This window comes from Streptomyces ovatisporus (assembly GCF_042653885.1).
In the GTDB taxonomy this organism is placed as follows: Bacteria; Actinomycetota; Actinomycetes; order Streptomycetales; family Streptomycetaceae; genus Streptomyces; species Streptomyces ovatisporus.
This window is the reverse complement of the sequence record NZ_JBHSFH010000006.1, coordinates 1-19,481: the sequence shown is the minus strand read 5'-3', so window position 1 is coordinate 19,481 and position 19,481 is coordinate 1. Positions and strand designations below refer to the sequence as shown.

The window sequence follows — 19,481 nt, the reverse complement described above, 5'->3', positions numbered from 1 at the left end:
CTCCAGGATGCGCGCCCATGAGTCTCTCGCCAACAGACGCGCACGCCGGCGGTCGCCGGCGCCACGGAACGGATCAGGGCGGGGACCCGGACGTGCCCGTCTTCCTGGACTCCACCGGCCGCCGGGCCCTCCTTCTGCGCCGAGCCGGGATCGTCGTCGGAGCCGCGTTCCTCGTGTACGGGGTCATGCTCGGGGTGGCCTTCATGGGAGGCCCCTCGCTCGCCCCGTCGGGCCTGAGCCCGTTCGACAGTGTCGGCTCTGCGCAGGACGCCGGCACCGACCGTGTGCGGCAGGACGGCTCACCCTCCGCGAAGGACTCGGCGAGGCCGTGCCGGAAGCAGTGCCGCAAGAACTGCAGGCAGCGGCCGGGGAAGCCGTGCGGGAAGGGGACTTTCGGCAGGACGGCCGACGGGCCCGGCCGTGCGGTGCCCACGCGGTCCGCCTCTTCCTCCGCCGGAGGCCGGTGAAGCAGTTGACCTCCACCGTCACTCGCGGCAGGCACGCCGGGCACGGCCGACTGCCCGTCACCCGCCGCCCCGCGTTCCTCGGACCCCGCGCCGTCCTTGCTCTCCTCGCGCTGTCCGCGATGGCCGGTGTGATGCTCTTCAGCGGTTATCTGCACGCCGAACTCGGAGACGACACCCGGGTACGCGAGAACGCCCCTTCCGGCCACGTTCCGAAGAAGGTCCTCAACGGCGGTTCCATGCTCTCCTTCCCCGACGGGAAGGCCCGCAGCAGACCCGTCCCCCGCAGGACAGTCGCCCTCACCTTCGACGACGGACCCGACCCGCGGTGGACCCCGAGGATTCTCGCCGTACTGGAGAAGTACGACGTACCGGCCACCTTCTTCGTCGTCGGATCGATGACAGCCCGCTATCCGGACACCGTCCGCGAGATCATCGACGGTGGCAACGAGGTCGGCGTCCACACCTTCACCCACGTCGACCTGTCGTACCAGAGCCCGCAGCGCGTCGAGCGGGAGATGGCCCAGACACAACTCGCCCTCGCCGGCGCCGCAGGAGTCAACACCTCGCTCTTCCGGGCCCCTTACTCCTCCACGCCCGACGCCGTCGACGACTACAGCTGGCCCGTCTACCGGCGGCTGGGCACCAGGGGCTACACGACCGCCTTCGTGGACACCGACAGCGAGGACTGGCGGAACCCCGGGGTGTCGAAAATCGTCGAGAACGCCACACCCGAGGGCACCAAGGGCACGTCCGTCCTCTTCCACGACTCCGGCGGCGATCGGTCCCAGACAGTGACGGCGCTGGCCGCATACATCGAGAAGATGAAGGCCCGTGGCTACACCTTCACCACGGTCAGCGACGCGATGCGCCTGCCGGACGCCCACCAGCCGGTCTCCGGAACGTCGTTGGTGCAGGGCAGGACACTCGTCGCGGCAACGGCCGTCGCCGAGTTCACCATGCCCGGACTGGTCGTCGGGCTCACCGTCGTCGGCGTCGCCGTGCTGGGCCGCTCCGCTCTCATGCTCGTCCTCGCCCGCCGCCACCATCGGCAGCGCAACAGCCGCGGCTTCCGCTGGGGCCCGGAGGTGGTGGAGCCGGTGAGCGTGATCGTCCCCGCCTACAACGAGAAGGAATGCATCGCCGGCACGGTCACCTCGCTCGCCCGAAGCACACACCCGATCGAGATCATCGTGGTCGACGACGGTTCGACGGACGGCACCCCGGACCTCGTCGAGTCTCTCGGCCTGCGCAACCTGAGGGTCGTGCGGCAGGAGAACGCGGGCAAGGCCGCCGCTCTCAACACAGGGATCGCCCATGCCCGTTGGGGCATCATCGTGATGATGGACGGAGACACCGTCTTCGAGCCGGACACGATCCACACGCTGGTGCAGCCCCTCGCCGATCCGTCCGTCGGCGCGGTCGCAGGCAACGCCAAGGTCGGCAACCGCAAGACGCTCATCGGCGCCTGGCAGCACATCGAATACGTGATGGGCTTCAACCTCGACCGTCGCATGTACGACCTGCTGCGCTGCATGCCCACCATCCCGGGCGCCGTCGGAGCCTTCCGCCGCGAGGCGCTCGCGCACACGGGCGGCATGAGCGAGGGCACCCTCGCCGAGGACACGGACGTCACCATCGCCCTGCAACGCAGGGGCTGGCGGGTCGTGTACGCCGAGCACGCCGTCGCCTGGACCGAGGCGCCAGGCTCCATGCGCCAGTTGTGGCGGCAGCGCTACCGCTGGAGCTACGGCACGATGCAGGCGTTGTGGAAACACCGCCGGTCGGTCCTGGACCGGGGGCCGTCGGGCCGATTCGGCCGGGTCGGAATGCCCCTGGTCGTCCTCTTCCAGATCCTCACGCCCCTCCTCGCACCGCTGATCGACCTCTTCACCCTCTACGCCGCGGTCTTCATCGACCCGGTGAAGTCGCTGGCCGCGTGGGGACTCGTCCTGGCCGTCCAACTGGTGTCCACCGCATACGCGTTCAGGCTGGACCGGGAGCAGTACCGCTACCTGCTGATGCTGCCGCTGCAGCAACTCGTGTACCGGCAGCTGATGTACCTCGTGCTGATCCACTCGTGCGTCACCGCCGCAACCGGCGGCCGCATGCGCTGGCAGAAGCTGAAACGCACCGGAGAGGTCGGAGCCCTCAGGGCGGGATGACGCACGCACGGCCCGGCGGCGCTCCGCTACGGCGCCGGTCCCGTCGTCCCGACCGCACGCCGGGCCGCACGCGGACCCGCTCAGGGAACTGGCCGCCGAGCGCCCATACTTGACGGCGCGCAGGCCCGCACGACCTGTCGACCCACCAGCACCGAGGAGACGCAGTGACCGCCGATGGCAATGCCGACCGCCGTGAGCGCTATGCGATGGCGCTGTACGCGACGCTCGGGTTCAGTTCCGAGCGTCACCCCTGGGCGACCCTGGCCCCGGCCCGCCGGGAGGTCTGGTACCTCAGGGCCGACGCCGCCATCGCCGTGGCGGACGAGGAGATCGCCGCGGCAGTGCGCGCCTCCGGGTGAACGGCTGCGGCGACCCGCGCGTGCCGTCTGCCGGGCCGACGCACCATCCGTGATCACCCCCGGCACCGCCCGGCGGGCACGCCCCGGAGCCCCGGATCAGGGGACCGTCACCAAGGGTCGTATGCGGAGACGAGATACCCGTAGCGGAGGGCGGCGAGGACCAGCATGACGGCCGGTGGCGCGAACCAACTGCGCCGCAGCAGGCCCAGCTTCACGGGCAGGATGGTCAGCAGCAGCGCCGGAACGGTGAAACCGATCGTGAACAGCGCGCCGAGGCCGGCACCCTCCAGCGCCTCCTGGTCGTGTTCGTCCTGCGGCATCATCCAGTACGCGACGAAGAGCCAGAACGCGGCGACGAGACCGAGCCCACCGAGCACGAGCATGCTGAGCACGGTCCCGAGGGCGCGTGCCCGGCCCCGTCGCGGTTCCTGCTGCACGGTCACTTCAGCGCCTGCTCGGCCTGCGCGCGGTTCTGCTCGAATCGGTCCGCGTAGCCCTGGGCGTCGCCGCCCTCCCAGTAGGGACCGCCGTTGTAGCGGGCGGCCAGCTCGCGGTACTGCTCGGGCGTCATCTCCTCGGCCGGCACATCGGCGAAAGAGCTCTGGGCCTTGAGATCCGCCATGTATTTCGCGGAGATGAGCATGTTCTCGTTGGGGTCCTTCAACGAGGCCGTCACCTCGGCACGCTGGTCCTCGGTGAGGTTGGCCGGGTCGTACCCCAGTACCTCCGCGGCGCGGCGGACCTGAACGGCCATCGGGCCGTACGAGGTGTTGTCCCGGTCCCCGGCGAGAGGGCCCGGGAGCTGGTCCGGGGTGAGCGGGCTCCACCCGGATTCGGCGGCGTGCCGGGCCCAGTCGGTCATGTCGTCGGCGACGTAGGGTTTGCCGCCGACCTCGATCCAGGCGATGCCCGCCATCATGTCCGGCGGCAGGCCGTACGCCCGCGCGGCCTCCTTGATGGCGTCCTTGTTCGCCGCGATCCACTGCTCCTTGCCGCCGAAGGCGTCGGTCAGCCACATGCTGTCGATGTCAGGCATGCTCTTGCGGTTGTTCCGAAGGTCCTGCAGCAGCGGCGAGATCTTCTCGTCGCCGGCTGCCGGCAAGCTCCCCTTCTCCTCGGTGCTGCCCGGCAGTCGCGTCAGCGGGCTGCCGGCGGACTCCGCCCTCTCCTCCGAGAGCGCCCTGACCTTGAGGAGGAGGGCCGCCGCGTCCTTGTTCCCCGTGCGGAAGTCGGGGATCAGCGCCTTGGCCCGTTCGAGCGCGGCCACGCATTCGGCGCGCGGACCGCGCTCCGCGCGCAGGGCGGCGGTGAACGCGTCGTCGGCCTGTTCGTAGTAACGGTTGGCCTCGTCCTTGATGGCGTCGGCGTCCACGCCCAGTTCGGCGAACCAGTCGAGCACGCCCGTCGTGGACCGCAGGTCCTCCCAGCGCCGCATCGGCTCGGCGTCCTGTGCCGTACGCGTGACCGGGGTGGCCTCGCGGGAGATCACCCCGGCGAGCCGGTCCTGCGCGTCGCCGCCCTGCCGGAGCTTCTTCCGGGCCTCCTCCACGGCGTCGGCGTACTTCAGCAGCGCCTTCCATGCGGCTTCATAACCGTCCATCAGCCCCTGGACCAGGCCCCGTACGTCCTTCAGCCGCTCCTCGTAGGAGGCGCGGGCGTCGCTGGTCCACTCGACGGCCTGCGCCTTCCTGACGGACGGTTCGAGGGAGTCGAGCAGGTCGCGCATGCGCTTGTACTCCGCGGCGTTGCGCTCGATCAGCTTCGGGTCGCAGTCCTCCAGGAACTCGACGTCCGCGTAGTAGGTCACGACGATCAGCTTCCCTTCGGCGCGACATACTCGGAGGAGTCGACGAAGCCCTTCAGCGCCGCCGCCGTGCTGCTCTCCACGGAGGTGTAGTTGTTGCCGGTGGCCTTGAGCAGGGTGGACAGCGCGGTCAGCAGCGCGGCGAGATCCTGGCCCTGGTCGTCGGCGAAGCGGGCGAAGTCCAGCACCGCTGCGGAGACGTCCTCGTGGGAGCGCGGTACGCGGGCCATCGTGCCGATGTCACCGTCCAGACCGCCCTGTTCGAGCAGCCCGGCGATCTCCAGCAGCAAGTGCGCGCTGCCGTCGATCGACTCCGGTACCGCGCTGAATCCCTCACCCATGCGGTGACTCCCCCGTCCCCCGGCTCAGTTCGAAGGCAAGACTAGTCAATGCCGCGGATGTTCGAAGCCACCGGGTGCACGGCTCGGCTGTCGTGAGGCCGTTCCCCGCGTGCCAGGGAGTGCGGACGGCCCGCGGCCATGCGACCGGTGACCTTCGGGGTCTCCGGGACGCAGCGAACCGACGGGCCGAGGGCCGTCCGGCCGAAGTGCAGGGTCGGTGTCAGCAGTTGTTGCTCACGACGTTCCGCCAGGTCTGGCTGGCTCCGGCGTACTCGACGCCGTTGAAGGAGGCGTTGACCCGCTCGGAGTCGGCTTTGCCCCAGGAGGCCTGCCCGTCGCCGTCGGCGTCGAAGCCGAGCTCGAAGTGGAGGTGGGGGTGGTCGTTGGATCCCGCGCCTGTCCGTCCGACGAAGCCGATCTCCTGGCCCTGAGCGACTGTGTCGCCCACGTTGACGGACCGCGACTGCATGTGGATGTACGTGGTGTAGTAGCCGTCGCCGTGGTTGATCTGGACCACGTTGCCCGCGTTGTCGTGCCAGAAGGACATGTTGACGGTGCCGGCCTCCGACGCGATCAGCAGCGCGCCTTCGGTCCCGTGCTGGTCGGGCTCGTGGACCATGTCCAGCGCGGGGTTGTGGCCCCAGGTGTCGAGTCTCCAGGCGTCCCCGCAGGCGAAGGGGAGCTGGAAGTTCGTCGCCTGCGGCTCCGCGGCGGACGCGACAGGTGCAGCCGTCCCCGCCACGAGGATCATGCCCAGCAGGATGCCGGTTCGCTTCTTCATAAGGGCCTCTCCGAGTGATTGTTGTCGTGGGCACGCCATTTTCTGACGCGACAGCGTACCCGCGACAGGAGCTGCGCCTGAACGCTCTCCCACAGCGCCGCGTCCGCAACCGCACTGCCCCGGGTGCCAATCCGGGACGGACCGCCCCCGCGGCGTCCGGAGATTTGGCACGGACGCATCGCCGCCCGGCCGTGCAGCGTAGGACGACTTGGCTGACGGCTCTCCTCAGCGCCCGCAGCAGGGCGGGCGGTGAGGAGAGCCGGGAGGCAACGCCCGTATACGCGCACGCGAGCGGCCCTTACGCGCCGGCAGCCGATGCAGCGGCCCCGGTGGGCTCGCCCTCGCCCGCACCGCCCGCGTCCCAGGAGCTGCCCAGGATCCCGTCGTGGCTGCAGTGCAGCGCCGTGAGGGCGGCGAGCACCCGCGGGTCCCATCCTGCTGTGTGCGCGGTCAGCACCCAGTGGTCGTGCATGCCGCGCCCGAAGTCCAGGACCCGTTCTCCACCTCGGTTCTGCCGATAGCCGACCCGCCGCGGCATGCGGAACAGATCGCCCCCGCCGAGCAGGGGCGTCACGAACCGTGCGGGCAACGTAACAGCGGCCTCATACAGTCCACTTGGCGAGAGGAAGGGCGGACCGACGTACCGGAACCTCTGGCAGTGCCTGAATCAGAGGTGCCGAGGTACGCATCACGCAGCGATCAGTACAGCCCGATGCGGGTGGCGGTCTCCTCGCCGTGACGCATCCGGCTGTGGGCGTCGTCGCCGAGAGCGGTGATCACGCCTGCGACCACGGTCTCGATGACGGCGAGTGTGGGCACGAGGCTGTCGTACGGAGAGGGTGCCGTGACATGGCTGGGCATGACGACCTCGGCGTGCGCGGAGACGGGGGAGAGCCAGCTGTCGGTGAACAGCATGACCTTTCCGCCCCGCTCCTTCGCGAGTTGGGCCATGGCCACCTTGTCCTCCTCGTAGCGGCGGTAGTCGAAGACGACCAGGACGTCGCGGCGGGCGAGGTCGGCCAGCAACGCCGTGCGCTCGACGTCTCGGTCGGGCAGGAAGCGGACGTCGTCCCGCAGCTGCATCAGGTGCAGTCCGAGGTACTGGGCGAGCAGGTGGGTGAAGCGGCCGCCGCCCAGGGTGATGCGGCGTTTGCGGTCGGAGAGCAGGCGTACGGCGTGGTGAAGGTCGTGGGGCGGCAGCTCGGCCAGCGTGCGTGCGACGGCGTCGCCGAAAACGCGGCTGCCGCGCTCGATGAGCGACGAGCTGTCCGTGCCCTCGTCCCCCTCGCGGCCGTAGTCCGTGGCTTCGTAGAGCGAGAGCGGGGAGGCGTTGCGTTCGTCCAGTTCACGGCGCAGGGCGGTCTGGAAGTCAGGGAAGCCGCGGTAACCGAGACGGTTGACGAACCGGATCACGGTGGGTGCGCTGACCCCGGCGCGCTCGGCGACCACAGCGACCGTTTCGAACCCGGCGGAGGGATAGCCGGCCAGGAGCACGCGCGCGACCTTGCGTTCGGCGGGGCTGAGGTCGCCGAGCTTGTTCCGGATCTCGTCGGCGAGTACGCCAGAAGCCATGGCGCGAGTCCTTTCTTGGGCCGGTGCGGGACGCGGGCGGCGAGTGCGCAGCGGGTGACGCGGGGCTCCTGAGCTTAGAGCGAGCTGCGGCCCCTGGATGCCAGGGACCGCAGCCCTCCGGCCGGGGCACGGGTGGAAGGGGACGGTTCCCGTCGGCCCTGGACGCATCGCGGTGCGGCGACGTCAGTGCCCGCGACGGTCGCCGAGGGTCGCCACCATCGAAGCCAGCAGTGCCGTCCGTTCGGGCACGGTGTGGATGTCCAGCCACTCCAGCGGCGAGTGGTCGGCGCCGCCGACCGGCCCGAGGCCGTCCAGTACCGGTACCCCGGCACCGGAGATGAGGTTGGCGTCACCGACACCGCCGGTGGAGCAGCGGCCCAGCTCGATACCCAGATCTGCGCCGATCCGCCTGGCCTGCTCGTACAGCCTGCCGGAGGCGGGCGTCTCCTCCATGGGCGGACACATGTCCAGCTGTTCGACGGCCACCGTGGTGCCGTCGACGCACGGACGGGCTGCGGCCTCCTCGATCGCGGCGCGGACCGCGGCGATGGCCGTCCCGCTCGCGGCCCGCACCTCGACGGCCAACTGCGCCTCGGAACAGACGATGTTGCTGCGCGTCCCGGCCCGTACGACCCCTACATTGATCGTCACTCCCTCCCAGCGTCCGTTCAACTCCTGCAGCCTGACGACGAGATGGGCCGCGGTCAGGGCCGCGTTGGCGCCGCGCTCCGGCTCGATGCCGGCGTGGGCGGCTCGTCCTGTCACGGTGAGCCGGAAGTCGGCGACGCCCTTGCGGGCCGTCACCACGTCGCCGTTCTCCCGTGCGCATTCCAGAGCGAACGCGAAGTCCACGCCACGCGCCACGGCTTCGGTGTGGGGACGGCTGACGGGCGAGCCGATCTCCTCGTCCGGCGTGGCCAGCAGAGTCAGTTCGGCGTACTCGTCGATGCCGGCTTCGTCGAGGATCTCCAGGGCGGTCAGCCCGGCAAGGAGTCCGCCCTTGTCGTCGCTGACGCCCGGCCCGTGTGCCAGGCGGCCGGCCACCTCGAAGGGGCGCTGAGCGGCGGTGCCGTCCTCGAAGACGGTGTCCATGTGAGCGGCGAGCAGAATGCGGGCTCCGCCCTCCGCCTCCGTCAGACTGCCGCGTCGACGGGCCACGAGGATGTCGCCGAACTGCCGTCCGCCGGACACCGCTGGACGGATGCGCTCGACGGAGAAGCCGAGCCGCTTCAGCCGCCTCCCGGTCCAGCCGGCGACCTTGTTGACGCCTCGGGGGCTGTACGAGCCGGAGTCGATGCCGACCAGTTCGGCGAGGTCCCGCAGGAAGGCGTCGCGGCGGGTGCGGGCCAGCGTCAGCAGAGCGGCACTGCCGTGCCGTTGCCGCGCGGGGGCGGTCACAGGACCTTCGAGAGGAACGCCCGTGTGCGCTCCTGCTCAGGGTCGCTCAGCACCCGTCGGGGGTCGCCCGCTTCGACGACCACACCTTCGTCCATGAAGACCGCGGTGTCGCCGACTTCGCGGGCGAAGCCGATCTCATGGGTGACGACGACCATCGTCATACCGTCTGCGGCGAGTTGCCGCATGACGTCCAGCACGTCCCCGACGAGTTCCGGGTCGAGCGCCGAGGTGGGCTCGTCGAACAGCATGAGCTTCGGCTTCATCGCCAAGGCCCGTGCGATGGCGACGCGTTGCTGTTGTCCGCCCGAGAGCTGTGCCGGATAGGCGCGGGCCTTGTCCCCCAGCCCGACCCGCTCCAGCAGCACGCGCGCTTGCTCCCGGGCTGCCGTCCTCGCGATGCCCTGGACGTGGACAGGGGCCTCCATGACGTTCTCCTCCGCGGTCATGTGCGGGAAGAGGTTGAAGCGCTGGAAGACCATGCCGATCTCGCGGCGTCTCCGGGCGACTTCGCGCTCGCGCAGTTCACGCAGCCGGTTGCCGGTCTGCCGGTGGCCGACGAATTCACCGTCGACTGTCAGCGTGCCGCCGTCGACCTTCTCCAGGTGATTGACGCACCGCAGGAACGTGGACTTGCCCGAACCTGACGGCCCGAGCAGGCAGCACACCGCTCCGCGTTCGACGGTCAGGTCGATTCCCTTGAGGACCTCGAGTTTCCCGAAGTGTTTGCGCACGCCCTGGGCGTGCAACAGAGGAGTGGTGCTCAACTCCGTGCCTCCTCGACGGTGTCGGGGTGATCCGCGGGCCGGCCGACCGGTACGGGTGAGCCGCCGCCCGTGAACATCCGCTGGAAGACGCCGGCTTGGCCGCCGTCTGCCGTACCCCGCCCGAAGCGCCGCTCCAGCCATGCCTGCGGAACGCTCAGCGCGGAGACCATCGCGAGGTACCAGGCGGAGGCGACCACGAGCAAGGGAATGACCTGGTAGTTCGCGGCGTAGACGGCCTGGATGTTGGACATCAGGTCATGTGCGTTGATGACGGAGACCAGCGCCGTCATCTTCAGCATGTTGATCGTCTCGTTGCCCATCGGCGGGGTGATCACGCGCATCGCCTGCGGCAGGACGATGCGCCGCATCGTCTTCGTGGGCCGCATCCCGAGCGAGTGCGCCGCTTCGGTCTGGCCGGTGTCGACGGACTGGATGCCCGCGCGCACGATCTCGCTGGCGTACGCCGCCTCGTGCAGCGCCAGCGCCAGCAGGGCGGCGAGGCCCGGGGTGAGCACGGAGTTGGTCGGTGCGGAGAAGAAGGTGACGTCGGTGAACGGGACACCGATCATCACCACCGGGTACAGCGCCGCTGCGAAGCCCCAGAAGATGATCTGGACGAGCAGCGGCGTCCCACGGAAGAACCAGACGAACAGCCCGGAGATCACTTTGAGCACCAGGTTGTCGGAGAGCCGCATGACGGCGAGCAGTACACCCAGGACGACGGCGAGCGTCATCGCTCCTGCCGTCAGCCACACAGTGGTGAACAGACCCTCGAAGACGAAGTCCCTGAAGAGGTTGTCCCCGACGATGTCCCAGCGCAGGTTCCTGTTCCGGGCCACTGATCCCAGCAGCCCGGCCAGCGCAACCGCTGCGGCGACGGCCGCGACGAGCCGGCCCCAGTGACGTACGCGGACGACCCGCAACTCTTCAGCCGGCGCGGCACCTTGGTGCGGCGTCTCGGTTCCGGTGGCGGCCATGGGCGTCGTCATTCCTTCCCGGCGTTCACAGCGGCCTTCTTCAACGCGATCGATTCGACCCCGTACTTGGCGCAGATCTTGTCCAACGTGCCGTCGTCCATGAGTGCTTGGACGGCTTTCCGTACGGCGTCGGTCAGCTCGGGGAGCTGCTTGGAGACGGCGATGCCGTTCGGCGAGGCTCCGTAGCCGCCCTTGGCCGAGGGGTCCTCGACGACGTCGAAGGCGTTGCCCTGGTCGGCGGTCTTGGCAGTCCAGCCGGCGGCCGGTTTCGTCAGGACGTCGGCGACAACCTTGCGGGCACGCAGGGCGAGTTGAGCGTCGGAGTCCTTCGGGAAGGTCTGGATGTCGATCTTCTTCATGCCCGCCGCACCGCACTTGCGCTGCTGGCCTCTGAGCAGATCGAGCTGGTTCGTGGCCGCCTGGACAGCGACGCTCTTGCCGCACAGGTCGTCCAGCGTGGCGATCTTCTTCGGGTTGCCGTCGTTCACCATGATCCCGGATCCGGATTCGGAGTAGTCGACGAAGTCGAGGACGGCCTGTCGTTCCTTGGTGTCCGTGATGGCCGATATGGCGACGTCGAACTTGCCCGCCTGGATCGCCGGGACGATGCCGTCGAACTTCTGGGCCTTGAAGTCGAACTTCACCCCCAGCTTGGCTCCGAGGGCCTGGCCGAGATCGTGGTCGAGGCCGGTGATCCTGGTGCCGCCTTCCTTCGCGAACATCACGAAGGGCGGGTACGGCACGTCGGTGGCGACTCGCACGGTCCCGGACGCCTTGATCTGCTCCGGCAGCGCGTCGTGCAGTTCGGCGTCCTTTCTCACCTTCACTCCGGCGATCCTGTCCGGGGTCGACGATCCGGCGGCCCCGCCTTCCGACCCGCCTCCCTCACCGCATGCGGAGGCCGTCAGAAGTGCGGCGACCGTCAAGGCAGCGGCGACGCACGCACGAACGTGGGAGGTTGGCATCACGGTCGATCCCCTCTCGGTGAACATCGGCGGCGAAGCGCCGACTGGTTCCCTGGCTCCGGAGGAAGTTACATCATGCGTCACTAGCCAGCTAGATGTAACGCTGGTTACGGACCTGTGAGGCGCCTCCTGGCGGGTGCTGCGCGGTGCACGTAAGGAGGGATACTTGCGCTGATCTGCGATGAGTGAGGTGCGGGGGTGACGTCGCCCACGCCGCAAGGGGGTGCTGATGCGTTACAGCTTTTGCGTCTGTGGCACGTTCTGTATCTTCCGTTGCGGCGTCACGAGCTGACGTCCGGGTCGTCCGTGATCGCGTCGCTGTTCAAGTTCCGGCGGCTCCCGGCACGGGACACAGGCCGACGTGGAGGTCGTACGCAACGCCGGGCTCGTCTGCTTTCACAGGCGGCGACCCGTGCGGGTGCGTTGCCTGGAGGTGCTCGCCGGCCGCAAGAGCTCAACAGCCCTACGAACAGCACCGGTTGTGGAACTACTGCCCGCGCTTTTGGTGGCGTTCGTGAGCCGGAGGATGCAGGACGGAACGCCGCCGACGTGGTTCACCGATCCTGCGCAAACTGGGGCGGAGTCGCCATCACGGCGCCCTCCTCCGTCAGTTGGCCGGCTCCCTCACTGCCCCGATGCGAGCCTCCGGGCTTCGGCGCTTGTGAGCGCCTTGGGGAATGCCCGTACATCCTGAATGTTCCCCTCGAAGCCGCGGATGAACTGGTCGCCCAACCGGGCCCTGCCCACGGCGAAATCACCTTCCCGGCTCCGGTCCTTGTCCCGGTCGACGGTGTCCTGGAGTTGTCCGTCGACGTACAGGCGGATCTGTTCGTCTGCGGCGTCCCAGACTCCGGTCAGAGCGGTCCACTCGCCTGTACGCGGGGCCGTATCGGATTCCGCCTCATCGGCGCGGGAAGTCAGCGTGTCTTCCCTGTGCATGCGCATCTCCCAGCGGTCTTCCACCGGGTCGTACTGGAGCTGGAAAGAGCTGATCTCCGCGCCGTCCTGACTGGCGACCGTCTGGTATTCGTCCTTGTTCCGCAGCATCACGCGCGCCGACACCGAGAAGCTGCCGTCGGTGTCGAGAACGGGGCCCTGTGACGTTACCGACTGCTGCCCGAAGAACGCGGCTCCGCTCTTTTCCAGCGGCTTGGGCAGGGGGTCGCCCACAAGCGTTCCGTCCCGGTTGTTGCCCGAACTGTCCTCGGCGACACCGTCCTTGACGCTCTTGAAGAGCCACTCCACGGCGGCCCCCCGCACTGCTGGGGCGGATTCGTCCCCTTCCGGGGCCTTGGAAGCCCTACCCGCCGATCCGCTCGGTGACGGGGATTTCGTGGCCGACCCGGACGGTCCGTCAGTGCTGGACTCCGACGGTGCCGGGTCGGGCGGGACTTCCTTCGCCGGCGGTCCGCCCACGAGTTGAGGCAGCCTCGGGCCGAACCCCTGCGCGGAGGTGAAGACCACAGCCAGGGAGCACACACCCAGAGACGCGATGGCTTGCGTGAGCCGCCGAGCCGGGACGCTGTACCGGACGGCCTTGCGTCCGGCGGGTCCCGCCACCCGCGGCGCTCCCCGTCCCGCACCTTCGGGCGCCCGCCGGCTCCGAGGCGGCGCCGGCGGGGCCTCCGGTAGTGCGGGGCTTCGGGGGAGGTCGTCGAGCCGTCCGAGCACCGGGGCCGCGATCGCCGCGGACGTCCGCGCGGTGCGCCGGGAAGCGACGTATTCCTGCCCTCCCCACGGCAGCAGCGCTCCGGCCAGGAGTTCGCCGAAGTCGACGCGCATACGCTCGAGTTCGGCAACGGCGCGGGAGCAGTAGGCACACTGCTGCAGATGCGGAACCACATCCGCTGTGTTTCCGCCCTTGTGCTCTACGTAGGCCATGACCATCCGGTGGAAAGGGCGGCAGTAGTCCGTCATCCCGTCCAGATGGATCTGCTCGTACGCGTGGTAGAAGTCCCTGTACGCACGGCTGATCAGCAGGGAGATCTCCCGTGCCCCCCGTGAGTCGGAGCCCAGGAGGCGGGCGATCGAGGCGCTGCCGGCGTGCTCGACCCAGTGATGCCACATGACTGCCTGCAAGTTGGCCGGCAGGGAGCAGAAGGCCCGAGCGGTCACCGAGCCGTGGTGAATGGGGCCGAAATCGCCGCCTGAGACGCCTCGGTCCGGTGTCGCGGCGAGGTGCCTGTCCAGCCACATCGCCAACCTGGCGTCGAGAGCGCCGCGTTGATCCCAGTTTGCGATTCCGGCCGCGGCTTCCAGCACATGTGTCAGCGCGTGAGGACGTACTGCCCTGTCCGGGCCGGCCTCGTGCGGCCACAGGGTCCGTCGCCAAGCGGTGTCGGCGAGTTGGTCCGGTGCCGCATGATCGTTCAGGCATACGGCGGCAAATGCGCGGACCGCGTCGAAATGGCGCTCGTTCAGTTCGATCAGAGCTGTTTCGGTCAACTCCCCGCCGGCACGGACCAGTGCGACCAGGTCTGGGTCGGACAACCGCTCGGGTTCCATCCGTTGAATCCCCCATCGATCAAGGCGCTGCATCACGGGCGGAAGTACGCGGACTCACGCACAGAATGTCGAACTGTGAAGTTCATGGTGATCCGCCTCCGGAAGTCGGTCGCGCGTGATGAGATGAACGAGCAGCGTGACGGGCCGACTTCGGGGCGCGCAATGGTTATCCATTATTCAACTAGTCGACTCCCTGGGGCTGGTGTCACGCCCGGCAGAGTCGGCATTTCCTGTCGCTGCCCCGGCCACGGTACCGCTGTTTCCTGACGGACCTGGGCCGCCCGGGGAAACTTGGCACACGCCGACAATTGTCTGTGCGTCCGTGAATGCGTGATCGCGACTCCGAATGCGCTCTCGCGGATTCATATCGCTCGGCCGCGGAGCGCGTTCTCGGAGCTTGTCGTGGACAGGCGGCGCTGTTTTCCACCACGGCCCCCGTCGCGGTTGTAGGCGCTCCGCAGGCGTACCGCATCCACGCGGAGGCGGTCGAACTCGTCCGTCAGGGGCGTGGAGACGTTCCGCAGGGGAAGCTTCCGGCCCCGCACGGCAGTTGGGGAGGCGCGGCGGCACCGGTAGGGGGTGGTCACGAGTGACATTCCGGCGTCCTTCCTCCTGAAGAAGGATCAAAGAGGACACCGAAGGCAGGCAGGGAGACGGGGGGACCGCTGCCTCCGGTGTACTCGGCTCTTACTCGGCCATTTCGAAGGCCTGTTTCTCGAGAGAGCCGGCAGTCGTGCTGTCCGACTGCTTCAGCATCTGCGAGAGGGTGATTCGCCACCGGGGGAGTCGGCGACGCCATCTCCCATGAACCGGGAGGTGTCCGTCATCGTCGGCCCCCAGGGAAACCGTCGGCCTCGTTGTCTGCACCACCGCAGCCCGCAGAGGCCGCAGACGGCAGTACCTCGAGCGTCACCAGGACGCGTCGGTGCACCTGCCGCTGCCTGTGCAGGACCATGGCGTTCACTCCTCACGTACCGGACCGCCCGAATCCCCGCTCTGGCGGGTCGTGCGGCTCGGCGGCGCCGGCCCTCGGCGTGCTTGGGGCGAGGGTCCAACATGTTCACAACGAAACCGGACGAAACCAACAGGCTTCGTCGGCCTGCCTCTTGTCTCCTTGAGTCGAGTCCTTGACGTGGAGGTCAGGGCGTCGACGGTGCGGTCAGCACACCGTTAGGAGTCGAGAGGCCCCAGAGCCAACCGGTGAAATAGAAAGTACATCAAGGCTTCGCAATGCGGTAGTTGTAACGGAAGTTTCGCTGCTCCGGAGTCGGCTCAGCGGGGTGGAGCGGCCTCCTTGCGCGGGTCACTCATGCGCTTGCGGTGGGACAACGGCTCCGCAAGAGTGCAGTCGACGGCTGACGATGAAGACGCCGGGCAGGGTGCACAGTCTTCGCCTGCGGCCGAGAGGATGAGGGTGAGCATGAGGAGCGGTTCAGGTACCACCGGGCCGGAGGCCCCCGACCCGCCCCGGGTCGCGTGGCGCAAGCAGATGCGGGAGTCGGTCCTGGACGAGGCGCGGGTGCTGGCCGCCAGGAACGGCTGGGACCGGGTGAGTCTCTCGGAGGCCGCAGCTCGGGCGGAGGTCTCCCGCCCGGCCGTCTACAAGGAGTTCGGCAGCCGAAGCGGACTGGGCGAGGCATTGGTCCGCCGGGAGACGACCAGGTTCCTGCAGGGCATCGCCGAAGCCCTCGGATCACCGGGCCGGGCGACTGCCGAGGCAATGCAGGACGCGGTGGAGTTCGCTCTCACCGAAGGGGCGCGGAATCCTCTGATCCAGGGGGTGGTTCTGGCCGCCCGCCGGGGTTCGGACGGTCTGCTGCCCTTCCTGACCACCCGCCCCGAGCCGGTTTTCGGCGACGCGGAGCAGCTGATCGGTGCCTGGCTCGCCGAACGGTTCCCGGAGCATGCACCTCGAGCACGCGATGAGGCCACCGATTTGGTGGTGCGGATGACCATCAGCCACATCGTGCTGCCCGGCCCGGAGCCGGAGTTGACGCCCGGGCGTCTGACGCGCGCGGTGCTCGCGGTGCTGTCCGGCGGGTGAGGCCCCGCATCCGTATATCCGGGTGCGGAAACTCTCTTCAGCCCCCGGCTCCGGAGGAATCCGCTGTGCCGGCCGGCTGCGGGCGGTGTGCCAGGAGGCGCTCGCGGACGGGGGGATGCACATTGGCCCGGGTGAGATCACCGTCGTAGTGCTTGACCAGTTTGGGGTCCATCACCCGCCGCCATAGCGGGGGGAACCAGCTGAGCACGATCATCGAGGCGTATCCGGAGGGCAGTTGAGGTGCCTGATCGAAGTGGCGGAGCGTCTGGTAGCGGCGGAGCGGGTTGGCATGGTGGTCGGAGTGCCGCTGCAGTTGGTAGAGGAAGAGGTTGCTGGTGGTGCTGTTGCTGTTCCAGCTGTGCCGGGGGGTGACTCGTTCGTAGCGGCCGGGGGAGCGTTCGGCGCGCAACAGGCCGTAGTGCTCCAGGTAGTTGACGCTCTCCAGGAGGGTGAAGCCGAGCACTGCCTGGAGCAGCAGGTACGGCAGCACGGTGATGCCGAATCCCGCGGTCAGCGAGGCGAACAGCACGGCGGACATCGCCCAGGCGGTGAGGACGTCGTTGTGCCGGCTCCATACCCGACGATCGCGCCGGCGCAGGCGCCGTGTCTCAAGTCGCCAGGCCGATACGAGGCTGCCGACGACGGTGCGGGGGAGGAAGCGCCAGAAGCTCTCCCCGAACCGGGAACTGGCGGGGTCCTGCGGGGTGGCGACCCGGATGTGGTGGCCGTGGTTGTGCTCCACGTAGAAGTGTCCGTACCACGTCTGGGCCAGGGCGATACGGGAGAGTCGGCGCTCCATGTGTTCCTTCTTGTGCCCGAGCTCATGCGCGGTGTTGATGGCCACCCCGGCGACCACGCCCATGGTGACGGCCAGGCCGATCCGGTCGGTGACGACGAGCTCCGGCCGGGCCCACTGCCTGCACGCCCATATCAGGGACGCGTACTGCAAGGGCAGATACAGGTAGGTGCACCAGCGGTAGTAGCGGTCGCGTTCCAGCAGCGGCATCGCCTCCTCGGGGGGATTCTCGCCGTCCTCCCCGATGACCCGGTCCAGCACCGGTACGACGACGAAGGCGAAGAAGGCTCCCCACCACCAGAACGCCCCGACGCCGGTGACCGCGACGAGTCCTCCCGCCTGGAACGGCAGCGTCGGTACCGCCAGTCCCAGAAGCCAGAAGTAGCGCTTGGGGTCGCGCCATTGGCGCTGCACCTCTGCGCGGGTCTCTGCTGTCATGTCGGCCTGCCCGGTGTCGTTGGGTGACGTTTCCGAGGAGGCTGACAGGGTCGGAATTCGTTAACAAGATGTTCTGCACTGTAATTGTTCTGACTGCTCGTCAGGAGCTTTCGCAACTGTCCATGACTGGTGGTGGGTTCGTTTGTGTCGGGGGGCGGTTCGTCAGGGCTTGCGGCCGATGAAGGCGAGTAGGCGGGTCTGGACGTCGGTGTCGGCGGGTACTTCGGTTTTTGGCCCGTAGTGTCCGCTCGCGCGGAGGGTGTCGTCGAGCGGGATTATTTCGTCGAGTATCTGGGCGCATTTGGCGGGGTCGAGATGTTCGTCCTGGCCGGTGGCTCGTGCCAGGTCCCAGGTGTGCATGAAGACGTCGGTGGTGTAGAACCGGTCGACGGCCTGGTCGAGTGGGGTCTCTCCGATGTGCGGGTTCGACAGGAGTTCGTGTGCGGTGGCGGGATCGTCGAGGAGGGCCTGTACCCCGTCGCGGTGGGTCGCCCAGGCGGTCACCGGGTCGTCGTCCACCGAGGGTCCTTTCGGTAGTTCGATTCCGGCGCCGGCCTTGAGGAAGGCGGGGAACCACTCGAGGAGGTGGCGGACGATGTCCCGGGCGGTCCATCCCTCGCACGGCGCCGGGTTGTCCCATGCTTCCGGGGCTGTGCCGCGTACGCGGTCGGTGAATGCACGTGCCACGGTGCGGTGCTCATCGGCTGCTGTTCTCGTCATGATCAGAATCCGTTCTCGCCGTGTGGGCCGGTGCTGTCGCTCTGCTGGTGGGCGAGCAGTTCGGCAAGCCGCTGGTGGCCTTCGCGGACGCCGTGATCCATGCCGCTCCTGAGCATCGAATCGCGGGCTTCGAGGGAGTCCATGAGGGACTTGACGGTGACGCGGGTGCGGCCACCGAGGTCGTCGAAGAGGGTCGTCTCCAGGCTGACAGCGTCCGGAAAGCCCTCGTAGGTGAAGGTTTGCACGATGCGCTCGTTGGGGCGTACCTCGTGGAACACACCGTGGAAGCCGTACTCGGTCCCGTCGTCGTCGCGATGCACGTAGCGGTAGGAGCCGCCGCTGTGGGCGTCGTACTTGTCGATCCGCATCGTGAGGCGACGCGGGCCGAGCCACTGGAGGACGAGGTCGGGGTCGGTGTACGCCCGGAACACGCGCTGTGGCGGAGCGTCGAAGTCCCGGGTGATGCGGATGGCGGGCAGATCCGGTTCCGCCAGGATCTGCGTCTCGTTGCGGAGGTGCTTGCCGGTGGTGCTCATGATGCTGCCTCTGTTGTCGGGGTGCCCGTCACACTCTGCTCGTCCATGTGTTCGAGAAGGGCATCGAGGCGACGGAAGCGGTCCTCCGCCTCGCGCCGGTAACGCTCGATCCACTTCGTCATGAGGTCGAAGACCTCTGCCTCGAGGCGGCAGGGCCGCCGCTGGGCGTCTTTGCTGCGACTGACCAGTCCGGCGTCCTGGAGGACCTTGATGTGCTTGGAGACGGCCTGCACCGTGACGTCGTACGGCTCGGCCAGTTCATTGACCGTGGCGTCCCCGGTGGCGAGCCTGGCCACGATGTCGCGTCGAGTGGGGTCGGCCAGTGCGGAGAACACCAGCGACAGCCGGTCGTCGGCCACTTCGCACCTCGCATATTCAACCGATTGGTTAAACACCCTACGGTGGAGGGTTCAGGCTCGTCAACCGTCCGGTTGAATAGCGACGTCGTCTGTGCGCGGTGAGAGGTGTGCGTCCCGGGTGCCGTGTGTGTGGTGGGCGGGGTGGGGTCAGGTTGTGGCCACTGTCAGGAGGGTGGAGCTTGAAAGCGGGGGGTGGGTGTGTGGGGGTAGGTAGCGGGCTTGGAGGGCATGCGATTCCATCAACGTCACGGTGTGGAAGCCCGCTTCGTGGAGCAGTTCACGCACTTCGGCGGTGGTGTAGGCGGCGAGGAGGGGCTCCTTGTCGGCGGTGACGGCGGAGGCGGCTGAGGCTCTGGCTTGCTGTCCGTGGTCGTCGAGTTCTCCGGTGGCGCGGCTGAAGTCGGCGATCAGCGTGGTCCCTTTCTCCCTGGAGGCGATGGCGTGCAGGGTGGTCTGGGTCGCTGTTCGTGGGAGATACATCGTTACGCCCAGC

The 19,481-nt window shown here is 68.5% G+C and carries 21 protein-coding genes; 4 read left to right on the top strand and 17 right to left on the bottom strand.

Annotated elements, in window-relative coordinates:
- Positions 1 to 17: 17 nt before the first annotated feature.
- The 3 genes from ACFPA8_RS11465 (at position 18) to ACFPA8_RS11455 (ending at position 2,988) form a co-directional block, all read left to right on the top strand.
- Positions 18 to 467, top strand: a complete 450-nt coding sequence (locus ACFPA8_RS11465) for a hypothetical protein (RefSeq protein ID WP_386446386.1) — start codon at positions 18 to 20, stop codon at positions 465 to 467.
- Positions 468 to 586: 119 nt separating this feature from the next.
- The gene (locus tag ACFPA8_RS11460; protein WP_386447618.1) at positions 587 to 2,629 is read left to right on the top strand and encodes a bifunctional polysaccharide deacetylase/glycosyltransferase family 2 protein; all 2,043 of its coding nucleotides are present in this window, start codon (positions 587 to 589) and stop codon (positions 2,627 to 2,629) included.
- 164 nt (positions 2,630 to 2,793) lie between these two features.
- Positions 2,794 to 2,988, top strand: coding sequence for a hypothetical protein (locus ACFPA8_RS11455; protein ID WP_386446383.1), 195 nt, complete (start codon positions 2,794 to 2,796; stop codon positions 2,986 to 2,988).
- Between the two features lie 107 nt (positions 2,989 to 3,095).
- On the opposite strand, the gene ACFPA8_RS11450 is transcribed toward ACFPA8_RS11455, so the two are convergent.
- The 12 genes from ACFPA8_RS11450 to ACFPA8_RS11395 all read right to left on the bottom strand — a co-directional run bounded on the left by ACFPA8_RS11450 (position 3,096) and on the right by ACFPA8_RS11395 (position 14,691).
- Positions 3,096 to 3,431: a hypothetical protein gene (locus tag ACFPA8_RS11450; RefSeq protein WP_386446380.1), complete on the bottom strand. Its 336-nt coding sequence runs from the start codon at positions 3,429 to 3,431 to the stop codon at positions 3,096 to 3,098.
- The gene (locus tag ACFPA8_RS11445; protein WP_386446377.1) at positions 3,428 to 4,795 is read right to left on the bottom strand and encodes a hypothetical protein; all 1,368 of its coding nucleotides are present in this window, start codon (positions 4,793 to 4,795) and stop codon (positions 3,428 to 3,430) included. Before ACFPA8_RS11445 ends, ACFPA8_RS11450 begins: the two co-directional genes overlap by 4 nt.
- Before the next feature lie 5 nt (positions 4,796 to 4,800).
- Positions 4,801 to 5,133: a hypothetical protein gene (locus ACFPA8_RS11440; RefSeq protein ID WP_386446375.1), complete on the bottom strand. Its 333-nt coding sequence runs from the start codon at positions 5,131 to 5,133 to the stop codon at positions 4,801 to 4,803.
- Positions 5,134 to 5,353: 220 nt separating this feature from the next.
- A complete protein-coding gene (locus ACFPA8_RS11435; RefSeq protein ID WP_386446372.1) occupies positions 5,354 to 5,914 on the bottom strand; it encodes a M23 family metallopeptidase in 561 nt (186 codons plus the stop codon).
- A 298-nt stretch (positions 5,915 to 6,212) separates the two neighbouring features.
- Entirely contained in the window at positions 6,213 to 6,488 is a 276-nt protein-coding gene (locus tag ACFPA8_RS11430; RefSeq protein WP_386446370.1) for a hypothetical protein, read from the bottom strand.
- A gap of 125 nt (positions 6,489 to 6,613) precedes the next feature.
- Positions 6,614 to 7,486: a MurR/RpiR family transcriptional regulator gene (locus ACFPA8_RS11425; protein WP_386446367.1), complete on the bottom strand. Its 873-nt coding sequence runs from the start codon at positions 7,484 to 7,486 to the stop codon at positions 6,614 to 6,616.
- A 183-nt stretch (positions 7,487 to 7,669) separates the two neighbouring features.
- Positions 7,670 to 8,884 (bottom strand): M20 family metallopeptidase, encoded by a 1,215-nt coding sequence (locus ACFPA8_RS11420; RefSeq protein ID WP_386446365.1) that lies wholly within the window; start codon positions 8,882 to 8,884, stop codon positions 7,670 to 7,672.
- Positions 8,881 to 9,648: an amino acid ABC transporter ATP-binding protein gene (locus ACFPA8_RS11415; protein ID WP_386446362.1), complete on the bottom strand. Its 768-nt coding sequence runs from the start codon at positions 9,646 to 9,648 to the stop codon at positions 8,881 to 8,883. Before ACFPA8_RS11415 ends, ACFPA8_RS11420 begins: the two co-directional genes overlap by 4 nt.
- Positions 9,645 to 10,625: an amino acid ABC transporter permease gene (locus ACFPA8_RS11410; protein WP_386446359.1), complete on the bottom strand. Its 981-nt coding sequence runs from the start codon at positions 10,623 to 10,625 to the stop codon at positions 9,645 to 9,647. Before ACFPA8_RS11410 ends, ACFPA8_RS11415 begins: the two co-directional genes overlap by 4 nt.
- Positions 10,626 to 10,633: 8 nt before the next feature.
- Positions 10,634 to 11,452, bottom strand: coding sequence for an ABC transporter substrate-binding protein (locus tag ACFPA8_RS11405; RefSeq protein WP_386446356.1), 819 nt, complete (start codon positions 11,450 to 11,452; stop codon positions 10,634 to 10,636).
- Between the two features lie 762 nt (positions 11,453 to 12,214).
- Positions 12,215 to 14,080 (bottom strand): LamG-like jellyroll fold domain-containing protein, encoded by a 1,866-nt coding sequence (locus ACFPA8_RS11400; RefSeq protein ID WP_386446353.1) that lies wholly within the window; start codon positions 14,078 to 14,080, stop codon positions 12,215 to 12,217.
- 377 nt (positions 14,081 to 14,457) lie between these two features.
- On the bottom strand, positions 14,458 to 14,691 hold the full coding sequence (locus ACFPA8_RS11395; protein WP_386446350.1) for a hypothetical protein: 234 nt from the start codon (positions 14,689 to 14,691) through the stop codon (positions 14,458 to 14,460).
- Between the two features lie 824 nt (positions 14,692 to 15,515).
- Between ACFPA8_RS11395 and ACFPA8_RS11390 the strand changes: the two genes are divergently transcribed.
- Positions 15,516 to 16,139, top strand: coding sequence for a TetR/AcrR family transcriptional regulator (locus ACFPA8_RS11390; RefSeq protein WP_386446347.1), 624 nt, complete (start codon positions 15,516 to 15,518; stop codon positions 16,137 to 16,139).
- Positions 16,140 to 16,176: 37 nt separating this feature from the next.
- On the opposite strand, the gene ACFPA8_RS11385 is transcribed toward ACFPA8_RS11390, so the two are convergent.
- From ACFPA8_RS11385 to ACFPA8_RS11365, 5 genes are all read right to left on the bottom strand, one after another.
- A complete protein-coding gene (locus tag ACFPA8_RS11385) occupies positions 16,177 to 17,373 on the bottom strand; it encodes an alkane 1-monooxygenase (protein ID WP_386446344.1) in 1,197 nt (398 codons plus the stop codon).
- 162 nt (positions 17,374 to 17,535) lie between these two features.
- Positions 17,536 to 18,093: a TIGR03086 family metal-binding protein gene (locus ACFPA8_RS11380; RefSeq protein ID WP_386446341.1), complete on the bottom strand. Its 558-nt coding sequence runs from the start codon at positions 18,091 to 18,093 to the stop codon at positions 17,536 to 17,538.
- Between the two features lie 2 nt (positions 18,094 to 18,095).
- On the bottom strand, positions 18,096 to 18,629 hold the full coding sequence (locus ACFPA8_RS11375) for an SRPBCC family protein (RefSeq protein ID WP_386446338.1): 534 nt from the start codon (positions 18,627 to 18,629) through the stop codon (positions 18,096 to 18,098).
- Positions 18,626 to 18,988, bottom strand: a complete 363-nt coding sequence (locus tag ACFPA8_RS11370; protein WP_386446335.1) for an ArsR/SmtB family transcription factor — start codon at positions 18,986 to 18,988, stop codon at positions 18,626 to 18,628. The genes ACFPA8_RS11375 and ACFPA8_RS11370 overlap by 4 nt, the downstream gene beginning before the upstream one ends.
- Positions 18,989 to 19,135: 147 nt before the next feature.
- Positions 19,136 to 19,481: hypothetical protein (locus ACFPA8_RS11365; RefSeq protein WP_386446332.1), on the bottom strand; the 346-nt coding region annotated here is incomplete at its 5' end.